This is a genomic window from Shewanella indica (genome assembly GCF_033842865.1).
GTDB classification, from domain to species: domain Bacteria; phylum Pseudomonadota; class Gammaproteobacteria; order Enterobacterales; family Shewanellaceae; genus Shewanella; species Shewanella indica.
The window spans coordinates 526,298-539,476 of the sequence record NZ_JAWXXR010000001.1; the positions used below are offsets into that span (position 1 = coordinate 526,298).

Annotated in this window: 8 protein-coding genes, 4 tRNA genes and 2 pseudogenes; 8 read left to right on the forward strand and 6 right to left on the reverse strand. The window is 52.1% G+C overall.

Annotated features, from left to right (window positions below; all coding sequences use genetic code 11):
* Positions 1–4 precede the first annotated feature (4 nt).
* Positions 5–976 carry an octaprenyl diphosphate synthase gene (gene ispB, locus SIL79_RS02490; RefSeq protein ID WP_319618942.1) on the forward strand — a complete coding sequence of 324 codons (972 nt, stop codon included), beginning with the start codon at positions 5–7 and terminating at the stop codon, positions 974–976.
* A 115-nt stretch (positions 977–1,091) separates the two neighbouring features.
* Here ispB and clpB read toward each other — a convergent pair whose 3' ends face one another.
* The 3 genes from clpB to rluD form a co-directional block, all read right to left on the reverse strand.
* Complete coding sequence (gene clpB / locus SIL79_RS02495) at positions 1,092–3,665, reverse strand: ATP-dependent chaperone ClpB (RefSeq protein WP_071475758.1); 2,574 nt, start codon at positions 3,663–3,665, stop codon at positions 1,092–1,094.
* A gap of 96 nt (positions 3,666–3,761) precedes the next feature.
* Complete coding sequence (pgeF, locus tag SIL79_RS02500) at positions 3,762–4,475, reverse strand: peptidoglycan editing factor PgeF (protein WP_071475757.1); 714 nt, start codon at positions 4,473–4,475, stop codon at positions 3,762–3,764.
* Position 4,476: 1 nt separating this feature from the next.
* Entirely contained in the window at positions 4,477–5,451 is a 975-nt protein-coding gene (rluD, locus tag SIL79_RS02505; protein WP_039033048.1) for a 23S rRNA pseudouridine(1911/1915/1917) synthase RluD, read from the reverse strand.
* Between the two features lie 122 nt (positions 5,452–5,573).
* On the opposite strand from rluD, the gene SIL79_RS02510 reads away from it, so the two are divergent.
* The 5 genes from SIL79_RS02510 (at position 5,574) to SIL79_RS02530 (ending at position 7,064) form a co-directional block, all read left to right on the forward strand.
* Positions 5,574–6,335 carry an outer membrane protein assembly factor BamD gene (locus SIL79_RS02510; RefSeq protein ID WP_071475756.1) on the forward strand — a complete coding sequence of 254 codons (762 nt, stop codon included), beginning with the start codon at positions 5,574–5,576 and terminating at the stop codon, positions 6,333–6,335.
* Positions 6,336–6,602: 267 nt separating this feature from the next.
* A tRNA-Phe gene (locus SIL79_RS02515) sits at positions 6,603–6,678 on the forward strand.
* Positions 6,679–6,730: 52 nt separating this feature from the next.
* Positions 6,731–6,817 (forward strand) — tRNA-Leu (locus SIL79_RS02520).
* Positions 6,818–6,857: 40 nt separating this feature from the next.
* Positions 6,858–6,944, forward strand: a tRNA-Leu gene (locus SIL79_RS02525).
* A 33-nt stretch (positions 6,945–6,977) separates the two neighbouring features.
* Positions 6,978–7,064, forward strand: a tRNA-Leu gene (locus tag SIL79_RS02530).
* A 48-nt stretch (positions 7,065–7,112) separates the two neighbouring features.
* Here SIL79_RS02530 and SIL79_RS02535 read toward each other — a convergent pair.
* A pseudogene (locus tag SIL79_RS02535) lies at positions 7,113–8,295 on the reverse strand (ISL3 family transposase).
* Positions 8,296–8,520: 225 nt separating this feature from the next.
* On the opposite strand from SIL79_RS02535, the gene SIL79_RS02540 reads away from it, so the two are divergent.
* A complete protein-coding gene (locus tag SIL79_RS02540; protein ID WP_039035552.1) occupies positions 8,521–10,143 on the forward strand; it encodes a methyl-accepting chemotaxis protein in 1,623 nt (540 codons plus the stop codon).
* A 208-nt stretch (positions 10,144–10,351) separates the two neighbouring features.
* Here SIL79_RS02540 and SIL79_RS02545 read toward each other — a convergent pair whose 3' ends face one another.
* Positions 10,352–12,214, reverse strand: a complete 1,863-nt coding sequence (locus SIL79_RS02545) for a methyl-accepting chemotaxis protein (RefSeq protein WP_162206906.1) — start codon at positions 12,212–12,214, stop codon at positions 10,352–10,354.
* Between the two features lie 350 nt (positions 12,215–12,564).
* On the opposite strand from SIL79_RS02545, the gene SIL79_RS02550 reads away from it, so the two are divergent.
* On the forward strand, positions 12,565–12,693 hold the full coding sequence (locus SIL79_RS02550; RefSeq protein WP_319618943.1) for a hypothetical protein: 129 nt from the start codon (positions 12,565–12,567) through the stop codon (positions 12,691–12,693).
* Positions 12,694–12,770: 77 nt separating this feature from the next.
* On the opposite strand, the pseudogene SIL79_RS02555 reads toward SIL79_RS02550, so the two are convergent.
* A pseudogene (locus SIL79_RS02555) lies at positions 12,771–13,073 on the reverse strand (transposase); the annotation flags it as partial.
* Positions 13,074–13,179 lie beyond the last annotated feature (106 nt).

Sequence of the window (13,179 nt, forward strand, 5' to 3'; positions counted from 1 at the left end):
TACTATGGATTTAACTGCTATCCGTCAGCTGGCTGACGCCGACATGCAAGCCGTCAATCAACTGATCTACAAACAACTCGAATCTGATGTTGCCCTGATCAATCAATTGGGGTTCTACATCATCAACGGTGGCGGCAAACGTATGCGGCCGTTACTGTCGATTCTGGCAGCAAGATCACTCGACTACAGTGGTGAAGCACACCTGAAGCTGGCCGCTATCATAGAGTTTATTCATACCGCTTCACTGCTCCACGACGATGTGGTGGATGAATCCACTCTGCGCCGTGGACGGGAGACAGCCAATGCCCTGTTTGGCAACAGCGCCAGCGTGCTGGTCGGCGACTTTCTTTATACCCGCTCTTTCCAGATGATGACAGAGTTGGAGTCGATGAAAGTACTGCAGGTTCTGGCCAACACCACCAACGTACTGGCCGAGGGTGAAGTGCTGCAGTTGATGAACTGCAACGATCCGGATACCACTGAAGCCAGCTATATGCGGGTTATTTATTGCAAGACCGCCAAACTGTTTGAAGCTGCAACCCGTCTGGCCGGTGTGCTGGCCGGTTGCGACAGCGAAATGGAAACGGCGCTGGCCGACTACGGCAAATACCTGGGCACCGCCTTCCAGTTGACCGATGACCTACTGGACTACACAGCGGACGCCGAAGAACTGGGCAAGAACATAGGTGACGACCTCGCCGAAGGTAAACCCACTTTGCCGCTGATCTACGCCATCGCCCACGGTACAGAGCCACAGCGACAGATGATCCGCCAGGCGATTGAACAAGGTAATGGCACTGAACATATCGAAGAGATCATCAATGCACTCAACACCTGTGGCGCACTGGAATATACCCAGCAAAGGGCCTATGAAGAAGCCGATAAGGCCGTAGCGGCCCTTTCGGTACTGCCAGAGTCCGACTACAAGCTGGCGCTGGTAAGCCTGGCTAAAATCGCCGTAGCCCGCAGTCACTGATAGACTAAAGACGACGATTTAAAGTCCATCAGTTAAATTTGTCGTTTAGCCCAAGTAAAAAAAAGGAGCGCTCAAAGCGCTCCTTTTGATTTATGGTGTGTTGTTTATGGTGTGATTACTGCTCAAACACCAAGTTGTCGTCGCGATAGTCCACCTTGATCGGTTGACCTGGCAGTAACTCGCCTCTAAGCAGCTTTTGCGCCAGTGGGTTTTCCACCTCTTGCTGCAGTGCCCGCTTCAGCGGCCTTGCGCCATACACAGGGTCGAACCCGGCTCTGGCAATAAAGCTCAGCGCGGCATCTGTGATCTCCAGCTCGAACTCTTTCTCCAGCAAACGTTGGCGCAGCGATTCGACCTGAATCGCGGCAATACTCTTGATATGCCCGCTCTCCAGCGGGTGGAATACCACGGTTTCATCGATCCGGTTGAGGAACTCGGGGCGGAAGTGGTGCTGCACCACATTCATCACCTGAGCCTTCATCTCATCGTAACTCTGGTGGCTGAACTGCTCCTGGATAATGTCGGAACCCAGGTTCGAGGTCATAATCACCACGGCGTTACGGAAGTCGACCGTACGCCCCTGACCATCGGTCAGGCGGCCATCATCCAGTACCTGCAGCAGTATGTTGAACACATCCGGGTGTGCCTTTTCCACCTCATCGAGCAAGATCACCGAGTAAGGACGGCGGCGCACCGCTTCGGTAAGGTAACCCCCTTCCTCATAACCCACATAGCCCGGAGGCGCCCCAACCAACCTGGAGACAGAGTGTTTCTCCATAAATTCGGACATATCTATCCGCACCATGGCGCTCTCTGTGTCGAACAGGAACTTGGCCAGCGACTTACACAGCTCGGTCTTACCTACCCCGGTCGGGCCAAGGAACAGGAAGGAGCCTATGGGCCGGTTAGGATCGGCCAGACCCGCGCGGCTACGACGAATGGCGTTGGCCACGGCATCGACCGCCTCATCCTGGCCTATCACCCGCTCATGCAATGCATCTTCCATATGCAGCAGTTTTTCCCGCTCACCTTCGAGCATCTTGGAAACCGGGATCCCGGTCGCCTTGGAAAGTACCTCGGCAATTTCAACATCCGTGACCTTGTTACGCAGCAAGGTCATATCCTGCATCTCGGCCTGAGACGCCAGATCCAGCTGTTTCTCCAGCTCGGGGATGCGGCCGTATTGCAGCTCTGACATCCGGGTCAAATCACCGGCGCGGCGTGCCACTTCCATATCCAGTCTGGCTTGCTCCAGATCAGCCTTGATATGCTGAGTGCCCGCCAGTGCGGCTTTTTCTGTGTGCCAAATCTCGTTGAGTTCGGCCGCCTTCTGCTCCACTTCCACCAACTCGCTGCGCAGATGTTCAAGACGCTTACGACTGGCCTCATCGTTTTCCTTCGCCAACGCCTGCTCTTCCAGCTTAAGCTGAATGATACGGCGCTCGAGGCGATCCAGCGGCTCCGGCTTGGAGTCTATCTGCATCCGGATGCTGGAAGCGGCTTCGTCGATAAGGTCGATGGCCTTGTCCGGCAACTTACGATCAGACACATAACGGTGAGACATAGTCGCCGCCGCCACAATCGCCGGATCGGTAATTTCCACATGGTGATGCAGCTCGTAGCGCTCTTTCAGGCCACGCAAAATGGCGATGGTATCCTCGACGCTGGGCTCATCCACCAGGACTTTCTGGAAGCGCCGCTCCAGTGCCGCATCCTTTTCAATATACTGACGATACTCGTCCAAAGTTGTGGCACCGACGCAGTGTAGCTCACCGCGGGCCAGTGCCGGCTTGAGCATATTACCCGCATCCATGGCGCCATCGGATTTACCCGCGCCCACCATAGTATGCAGCTCGTCGATAAAGAGGATCACCTGCCCCTCTTCCTGAGCCAGCTCGTTGAGCACAGCCTTGAGTCTTTCTTCAAACTCACCACGGTATTTGGCACCGGCCACCAAAGCACCGAGATCCAGCGACAATACCCGTTTGTTTTTGATGCCTTCGGGCACCTCGCCGTTGACGATACGCTGCGCCAGCCCCTCGACAATGGCGGTCTTACCCACACCGGGCTCACCAATAAGCACAGGGTTGTTCTTGCTGCGACGCTGCAACACCTGCACTGTGCGGCGAATTTCATCGTCACGGCCAATAACTGGATCCAGTTTGCCTTGCTCGGCACGCTCGGTCAGATCTATGGTGTATTTTTTTAGCGCCTGGCGCTGATCCTCAGCATTGGGATCGTCTACCTTCTGGCCGCCACGCACGGCTTCGATGGTTTTCTCCATCAGCTCTTTGGTCGCACCGGCCTGCTTGAGGCACTGTGCTAGGGTGTCATTACCTTCCAGTGCCGCCAGAATAAACAGCTCACTGGAGATATATTTGTCTTTGCGCTTCTGTGCCAGCTTGTCACACAGATTCAGCAAACGTATCAGCGCCTGGGATAACTGGACATCACCGCCAGTGCCTTCAACCTGAGGCAAGCGCTCCAGTTCCTGGCTTACCAGGGAACGCAGAGTGCTGACCTGAATACCGGCTTGGGTCAACAGCGGATGAATTGAACCGCCATCCTGATTTAACAAAGCCATCATCAGATGGACAGGTTCTATGAACTGATGGTCACGGCCAAGAGCCAGAGATTGGGCATCCGAGATAGCAAGCTGAAATTTATTGGTCATACGATCGAGTCGCATACAGCCTCCTGAAACTCTCAAAATAAGGTATTACTTTGTTAGCTTAAATATGAGGATGCTTTAACCAATTTCAAGTCAGACGAATCAAATAACCACTCAATCAGTGAGCCAAATCAGCGAGGCCATGCGGCCGGTACGGCCGTCGCGACGGTAGGAAAAATAATCTTTGTTGCTATAGGTACAGGCATCCAAGGCATATATCTGCCGGACACCCGCCTGCTGCAATCTGAGCCTGGCAAGCCCCTGCAGATCGCCGAGAAACTTATCTCCCTTAGCTACAAAGCAGTTGTCGGCCTTGGGGTCTTTATTGCAAAAAGCGGCGCGCACTTCACCGCCTACTTCGAAGGCCGTTTTGCCTATTGCCGGCCCAAGACAGGCGATAAGCTCAGAGCCGGGGCGAAAACGGGCAATTCCCGCCTCGATAACGCCATCACACAGGCCACGCCAGCCGGCGTGCAGCGCCGCCACCTGGGTGCCTGCACTGTCACACAGAAGTACGGGCAGACAGTCGGCGGTCATCACCACGGCCACATGCGCCTTGCTGTCGCTATAGCTGCCATCGGCAATCCTTTGGGCATCGCGCGCCAGGTCGACCACCTCTGTGCCATGGACCTGCTCCAGCCATGCCGGCTCGCTGGGCAGAGCCAGCCGCTTTGCCAGCAGAGCACGGTTGGCCTGCACAGATGCGGAAATGTCTCCCACATGCAGCCCCAGATTCAGACTGTCAAACGGCGGCAGGCTGACACCACCATGACGCTGGGTCATGGCGATTCTGACATTGGCCGGCAGCGGCCAGTGACAGCCGTACATGTTACAGATACTCCGGCGGATGCTCTTCGGTGTCTTTACGCAGCGCCTTGGTCAGCTCAACCATATCCTCGGGGATAGGTGCTTGCCAACTCATCAGCTCACAGGTGATGGGATGCACCAACTCCAATCGCACCGCATGCAACGCCTGGCGCTTGAAGTTTTTCAGCACTTCGAAAAAGGCTTCACTGGCGGCCTTGGGGGGTTTTGGACGACCGCCATAGACGGGATCGCCCACCAACACGTGCCCTATATGAGCCATATGCACCCGGATCTGGTGAGTCCGGCCACTTTCCAGCCTCAAGCGCAAGCGGGTGTGGGCACGGAATTTTTCCGCCACACGATAGTGAGTCACCGCCGGCTTACCGCTGTGGTGCACCGCCATATGAGTACGCTTGGTGGGGTGACGCCCGATAGGCTCATCCACTGTACCACCGGCTGTCATGGTGCCCAGCACTATGGCTTCATACTCACGGGTAATGTCGCGCGCCTGCAGCGCCGCCACCAGATGAGTCTGAGCCTCAACTGTCTTGGCCACCACCATCAGGCCTGTGGTGTCCTTATCGAGACGATGGACAATACCGGCCCTGGGCACATGTTCTATCTCGGGGCAATGATGCAGCAGGGCATTCATCAAAGTGCCGTCACTGTTACCGGCACCGGGATGCACCACTAAACCCGCCTGCTTGTTGATCACCAATATATGGTCATCTTCATAGACGATATTCAGATCGATAGCCTGAGCCTCAGCGTGCACCTCTTCTTCCAGAGTGGCGTGAACCTCTATCTCCTGAGATTCCAATACCTTCTCTCTGGGCTTGTTTACCACAGTACCATCAACGGATACTTTGCCATCGAGGATCCATTCCTTGATCCTGGTACGGGAGTAATCGGGGAACAACTCGGCCAAAGCCTGATCCAATCTCAGACCTGTTTGGGTTGCTGATATCTCGCTTTTTAGATTAATCTCTTGCGTCATAGGAACCGTCCCCAGTTAATGGGGTCAAAAACTGTGTACTTTCTGGTACACTCGGAATCGGCCATTTTATCGTGAAATGGAAAAATTCTTAACAACAACTTACTCAAGAATCGAATTCAAGTATGCATAATATTGCCAAAGGCGCTGCCATAGCCTTTTTTTCGCTGGCCATTGTGGCCTGTAGCAGCAAACCGGAAGACGACTTAATTAGCAGCAAGCTGTCTCCGGACGTTCTCTACTCCCAGGCCCGCACCTCTATGGAGCTGGGTAACTATACCAAGGCTGTGCGTTCACTGGAGGCATTGGATTCCCGCTTCCCCTTTGGCCCACACAAGACTCAGGTTCAGCTGGATCTGATTTATGCCTACTATAAGTTGGATGACACCCCATCGGCAGTCGCCAACATCGACAGATTTATCCGCCTCAACCCCACTCACCCGGATATAGACTATGTCTACTATATGCGTGGACTGGTGAATATGCAGGCCGACAACTATCTGTTTCATGACATGCTCAATATAGACAGAAGCGACAGGGATCCTCAATTTGCCCTCGATGCCTTCAAGGACTTCGAGCGCCTGCTCAAGACCTATCCCAACAGCAAGTATGCGGCCGACGCCCAGAAGAGAATGCAGCACCTGAAAAATCGTCTGGCGCTGTATTCGGTTAAAGTGGCCGAATACTATCTGAAGATGAATGCCTGGAGCGCTGCCGCCATCAGGGCTCAGTCGGTGATGGAAACCTATCCCGGCACCCCATCGATAGAGCGCGCGCTCGAGATCATGGCCACCGCCTATGGTGAGCTGGGTCAGGAACAGTTAAAACAGCATGTACTTACAGTCATGCGTGCCAACTATCCGGGGAACGACCTCCTCAAGAATTAATCCCTTAACGCCCCACTTTACCGTGGGGCGTTTTGTTTCCAGAAGAAGATAAAACCAGCCTGCCCTTAAACCTCGAAATCCCGGCTTTACAGCCTGAGTTTTCGATTGGGCTAATTTACCCCTAGCCCAGCAATGACGCGGCTTTCGTTCAAAAGCTAAGCAATATGCGCCTTTTCGAGTAAAACTTGCTCAAACACGCGTTATTTTGAAATATTTCTCAGAAAAGAGTTGACTCAAAACCGTAAAAGTCTTTTAATGCACGCCGTCGCCCGAATAGCTCAGTTGGTAGAGCAGCGGATTGAAAATCCGCGTGTCCCTGGTTCGATTCCGGGTTCGGGCACCACCTTCAACTTTAAGGTGCTCAGGCGACTGAGAAAATTGCAAGGCAGTACAGTGCAGGTGTGGTGGAATTGGTAGACACGCCAGCTTCAGGTGCTGGTGCCCTCACGGGCGTGGAAGTTCAAGTCTTCTCACCTGTACCACTTTGCAATAATAGTTAGCTGTACGTTAGACTCTCAATGTGCAGGTGTGGTGGAATTGGTAGACACGCCAGCTTCAGGTGCTGGTGCCCTCACGGGCGTGGAAGTTCAAGTCTTCTCACCTGTACCAATTAACACATGAAAGAGTCGAAATGAAAACAGTGCAGGTGTGGTGGAATTGGTAGACACGCCAGCTTCAGGTGCTGGTGCCCTCACGGGCGTGGAAGTTCAAGTCTTCTCACCTGTACCAATCATTTAAACCTCGCAATGCGAGGTTTTTTTGTGCCTCAAATTTGGTTCATCGCGGATCTCCGGGGAACGCCTCTCTGACTTTCAGAAAGAAGTATTCGGTATCCCGGTAGCCATAGCCCATTCGCTTCAGCAGTTTGATTTTGTTGTTCATCCCTTCTAGTCGGCAGGTGTGCAACGGATGAACCGCTGAAGCAACTATGCCATGAAGATAGTTTTTAAGACGCTGGCCAAATTGGAGTAACGGCCTGATACCGCTCTCTCTGACTTGTTGCCACCAGAGGTTCCATTGAGCCATGGCTTCGGCTTCATCTGTGCAGTACCACATCTCCTTGAGTTGCTCCCTGAGCAGGTAAACTGTCATTAAGCTTTTGTTCGACTCCAACAGCTCGTTGAGATAACCCGCCTGTTTGTCTGTCAAATTATCTCTGTTTTTGAGTAAGACCCAGCGCCCCCGTTTCACCCGTTTGCGGGCTGGTTTGTCGTGCTTGAGTTGATTAGCCTGGTCAACCCTGACTCGGTCGATGACTTCACGGCCATACTTAGCAACAACATGGAACAAGTCGTAGATCACTTTGGCTTGGGGACAGTGCATCTGTACCTCCAAGTCAAAGGCAGTATTCATATCCATAGCAACGGCTTCAATCTGTTGGCAGTACTGACCCAACTTAACGAAAAACGGCCGGATAGCTTCTCTACTGCGGCCTTCACCTATCCAAAGGACTTGATGAGTATCTGCATCGGCCACCACGGTGGCGTAACGATGGCCTTTGAACAGGGCAAACTCGTCCATGACCAGGCGTTTGACACGACTCCAATCAGGCTCTGTGACCCCGACGTTTGTCGATAGTCTTGATGGTATGCCAGTGCAGGCCAAGGAGTTGCGAAATATGTTTAATCGGCAAGAGCTTGAGTAGCGCCTCGACATGCTCAATGAGCCGTGTGGTCTGGCGAGCATAGGGCTTTAACCAACTGATATGTTCCCGAACGATACCGCAATCGGGGCAAAGAATACGGCGGACGGGTAGCCGTAACTGAACCTGAAACGCCAGTATGGTTCGTTCCGATACGCTGCGAAGTGAAGCGTCGTGAACGGCCTTAGCCGGTTTGCCGCAAGCACAGTAGCCGTTATCAATCGGCTTTAGGTGGATGATGAGGGTTTGTTGATTTTGCTCGGTATGGACGGCTTCAAAGCCTTCCCAGAGCGCAATGGGAAAAGTAATATTCGACATTGAGAACGGTTGGGGTTGGTTATTGTTTTGGTTTGGCGACTAAACAATAACTCTCCAACCGTTTTCATTTCCAGTCCACGCTAATCTGCGATGAACCTCAAATTTGCCCCTCTCTCGTCTCACGCGTTTCATACTTTTTTGCTATACCTTTTGTATGGCTCAACAAATTGGAATGACAGGGCCTCATCCAAGGACAAGTTCCCTTCTGGACCAAGGTTCTCAAGCATGAAGTTACAACTGAAACACAAGATGTTGCTCGGTATGGCCGTGCCTCTTCTCTTGATGCTGCTACTGTGCGGTATCGCCATCAATATCATGAACCAAATCGACTCAGGGGTAGAAAATATCTACAGCGACCGGGTTGTCCCACTCAAAGATCTCAAGAGCATAGGTGATGATTACGCCGTCTTTGTTATCGATGCGATCAACAAGGCCAATGCCGGAGACTTCAGTGCCGAACAAGCCAGTACCGCGCTCAATGAAGCTGACAGAAGCATCAAGCAGAAATGGCAGGATTACACAGCCACTCAGTTGACCGCCAGAGAATCACAACTGGTCAATGAGGCCAAGCGGCTGTTTATTCCCGCCGATGAGCAGATAAAGCGTCTGCAAAATAAATTGGCCACCCTGAGCGGTAATATTCAGGGCCAACTCAGCCAGGAGATCATGCCTCTCTATCAGGTGATAGATCCCATCAGTGGCAAGATTGCCGAATTGGTGACCCTGCAACTTGATGTCGCTAAACAAGAAAGAGAGCAAACCCAAAACCTCTACTCCTCTTCCGTTGTGCTGTTTATCTCCCTGGTCAGTGTCGCCATTATTGCTAGCTTACTACTCAGTGTCTGGGTCAACCGCAGCGTCATGTTACCCATAGGCGATATTCTCACTCAGTTAAAGAAGATTCGCAGCGACTCGGACCTAACTGTGCAATTCAAAACCTTCAACGCCGATGAACTGGGGCAGATATCCGATAACTTAAGAGATGTAATATCTCACCTCAGAGGGATCCTCAACAATATCGCCAATGCCGCCAATACGGTCAGCGACTCAGCGACAGAGCTCTCCAGCTTCACCCAACAAACCAACGAGCGGATGCACAGACAACAGGCTGAGACAGAGCAGACGGCTACTGCCATGAATGAAATGACCGCCACAGTCTCCGAAGTAGCCCAAAGCACCACGGCCGCTGCCGACTCCGCCCACAGCGCCGATGCCAGTGCCGCCAATGGCGATTCAATAGTGCAGGAGTCGATTGCCAGCATGGTGGCCCTCTCAGCGCAAATTCAGGGTACAGCGCAGGTGATCACTCATCTGGCCAATGAAAGCCAAAACATAGGCAGGGTACTGGATGTGATTAAGGGAATTGCCGAGCAAACCAATCTGCTGGCGCTGAACGCCGCCATTGAGGCGGCCCGTGCCGGCGAGCAGGGCCGAGGCTTTGCCGTAGTGGCCGACGAGGTAAGAACCCTTGCCAGTCGTACCCACAGCTCAACCCAGGAGATTGAATCCATGATAGCCACACTGCAGACAGGTGTGCAGGAAGCGGTGACGGCGATGGAGCAAGGTATCACTCAGGTCGAACAGGCCAACAGCAAAGCCAATATGGCCGGTGAGGCCTTGAAAGAGATAGTGGTGTCGGTCGATTCCATTGCCCAGCTCAATACCCATATCGCTACCGCCGCCGAAGAGCAAAGCAGCGTGGCCGAAGATATCAATCGCAGCATTATGGCAATCAGCGACATCACCCAACAATCGGCCCAGGCAGCCAACGAGTTAACCGAGTCGGTCAGCAACTTAAGCCATCTGGCGGAAAACATGCGCGCCGAAGTGGCCCGCTTCCGTCTCTAACTCTCTGAGGGCCCTTCGGGGCCTATTTTTTATCCCTGCCAACTCCAAGCCTTTTGTGAACCCAAAAACCTTTGCCGCCATTCCTGGTAGCCCCCTCGAAAAAGCCGTCTGCACAGCAGAGCTAGAAAGTGCCACAACCGCTAAAGACTACGACTGCAACTAAAACAAAACCGCGGACATGCCGCGGTTTTCGCCTGTGCCTGGAAAACTAGATTTTGAATTGGCTCACCGCCTGATGCAGATAGTCGGCGCGGTGGCGGACCTCATCAGATGCCGTGGCATTCTCTTCTGCCGCCTGAGCCGACTCCTCGGCAATATCGCGGATCACCACCACATTCTTGTTCACCTCGGCGGCCACCATACTCTGCTCTTCAATGGCGGCAGCTATTTGAGTGCTCATATCCATAATATTGGTGACATCAGCATTGATCTGCGCAAGCAAGGTGCCGGCACTGGCCGCCTGCTGGGCACTCTCACCGCCCTGCTTTTGGCTCTGCTCCATAATATCCACTATCGAATGGGTGCGGCTCTGCAGGGTTTGAATGATACCAGCAATCTCTTCGGTCGACTCCTGAGTTCGCATCGCCAGGCTGCGCACCTCGTCGGCCACCACGGCAAAGCCTCGGCCCTGCTCGCCGGCACGGGCCGCTTCAATGGCGGCATTCAATGCCAACAGGTTGGTCTGTTCAGCGATACCGCGGATCACATCCAACACACTGCCTATGGTCTGGCTGTCTTTTTCAAGTTCGGCCACCACCTTGGCAGAGTCGTTCAGTTGTTGCGCCAAAGACTGGATCTTATTGATAGTATCTTCAACCTCAACCTGACCATCCTGAGCATTGTGGTGGGTCTGTTCCGCCTTACCTGCGGCCAGTTCAGTATTCTTGGCAATCTCGTCTATGGTAGCGCCCATCTCGGTGATCGCCGTAGCGACCATATCGGTTTCATTCAGCTGTTTCGACACGCCTTCCGAGGCGCTGATGGCATTGCGGGACAGCTCTTCACAGGAATGGCGCATGGCATCCACTGATTCGATAACCTGTTCGATCAGCTTCTGGAAACTCTCCACCATGCTGTTAAAATGACGTCCTATCATGCCCAGCTCATCGTTGGAGCCCACATCACAGCGCAGCGACAGATCTTTTTGAAGCTCGATGCGGGAAATGACATCCGTGATACGCTCGACCGGCCTCATAATACTGCGGATAATCATCACAGTACTGACCACCAACAACAACGCAATAAGACCAAATAGTGCCAACCCCAGCATGAAGCTGTACTGCTGCTCGTTTTCCACCTTGGCTATTGCCAACTCTTTCAGCTTGGTAGATGAGCTTTCCGTGGCAAAAATCGCTTCTCGCAACTGCCCCATCATACCCTTGGACTCGTCGAGCCCCAACTCCTGCTCCTTGGCCACCAAACTCTTAAAGCTTTGCTGATATTTGCTCATCAGTTGCTCAATATTGCTACGAACACTGAAGTCCAGCAAACTGGCATTGAGCGCCTCATTGAAACGTTCGATATTGGTATCAAACTTATTGAGGTAGCTGAGATCCCGCCGCAACATAAAGTCTTTCTCATTACGCCTCAGTTGCAGCATCAACACCATAAGCTCAGACACATTATGCTCTGCCACCAAGCTTTCGACATTGTGCACCGCTGAGCGTAGCTCACCGTAGAGGCCACTCTTGGGGCTCAAACCTATCTCACGCTGTAATTGCACCACCCCGGTAAACAACTGCCGGTAGTTGGCAAAATCACGATTAAAGCTGTTTATCGGCGCCTCGGGGAGATCATACTCCTTGAAGATCAGTGCCAGTTCTTGCATCAACTGCGCCGTGGCCTGTGCTTCCTGCTGATGTATCTCGACATACTTGAGATCCTGGCGGCCAAAAAAATCCTTTTCATTCTTGCGCATGCTTAATACTTCTTTGTCCAGCTCAACCACTTTCTGGATGGCGATGGACAGTTCTGTCTGCACCGAGCTGGAATATTGCTGCAGTGCAAACATCAATACCAAGGCACCGATCGAAACGGCGGCACTCAGTAACAACTTGTGGCGAATAAGCATGGTGTTACCTCAATAAAAAGAGTCACTCTAAAAAAATAGTCGCAATTCTGTCCCCGTGTCAGTTGAGTTAATCCGGTAACAAAAATGTCATCTTATATTGTCAATGATTAACCTATTGAAAAACAGTCACTAGCCTTGTCACTGTGCAAAAAAAACTAAAATTTTTTCTATTAACTGAGTCAAAAAAACCGAAAGTGCCAAGCATCTGTCGTTCAAGGAAGGTTTTAACCCTACAAACAGCAATTGCATGCGATATTCAACAATCAGAAGTGAATCCAAGAAAGATCTAAGGAAAGTGCAAACAAGCCCCATGTATTCTCTGCGTCGGCTTACAGACCTGGATGCAAGGCGTGGTTCGCAGCAAATGGCTAAGTCCTTTGCATGCCGGTAATATCAACTGGATCTACTTATACAACAGCCAAAATGCAATCGATAAAGAAACCCTGAGTCTGGATGGCAAGTCTTTCGTACGGGATTGAGAATACAACAATCTGGGAGCCGTGGTAATGCCTCGGGCATACAGCGAGATGATGCGGTCATCGAAACCACCTAACTACTTTTCATCTTTCTTTATCAGCTGAGAGGTGAAGGTGCCCTTGCGGTCACGAGGAATATCCAGCTTGATATCACCGTGAACGCTGCGCACTGTTTTCGTGGACTTCCCGTTACGAGAGTTGCCGGAGTTTTTACCTTCCGGTGCATGTTTTGCGTAGCCAAGATGCTGTTCCATTTCGGCATTTAAGGCACGCTCAGTGACCTTTTTGGTGAGTTGCTTGAGAAGTCCAGCGTCACCGAGAATATCATCGGGAGAATTACAGCCAACGAGTAGCTGATTGATAAATTTGTCTGTTATTGGCATTCGACATTCCTTTTAAGAAGTTAAAAATGCCACTTACACAGATATTGTTACACTCTCAAATGTCAAAATGTTTGCCAATTGAAATGGTTTACATTTACATTTCAAG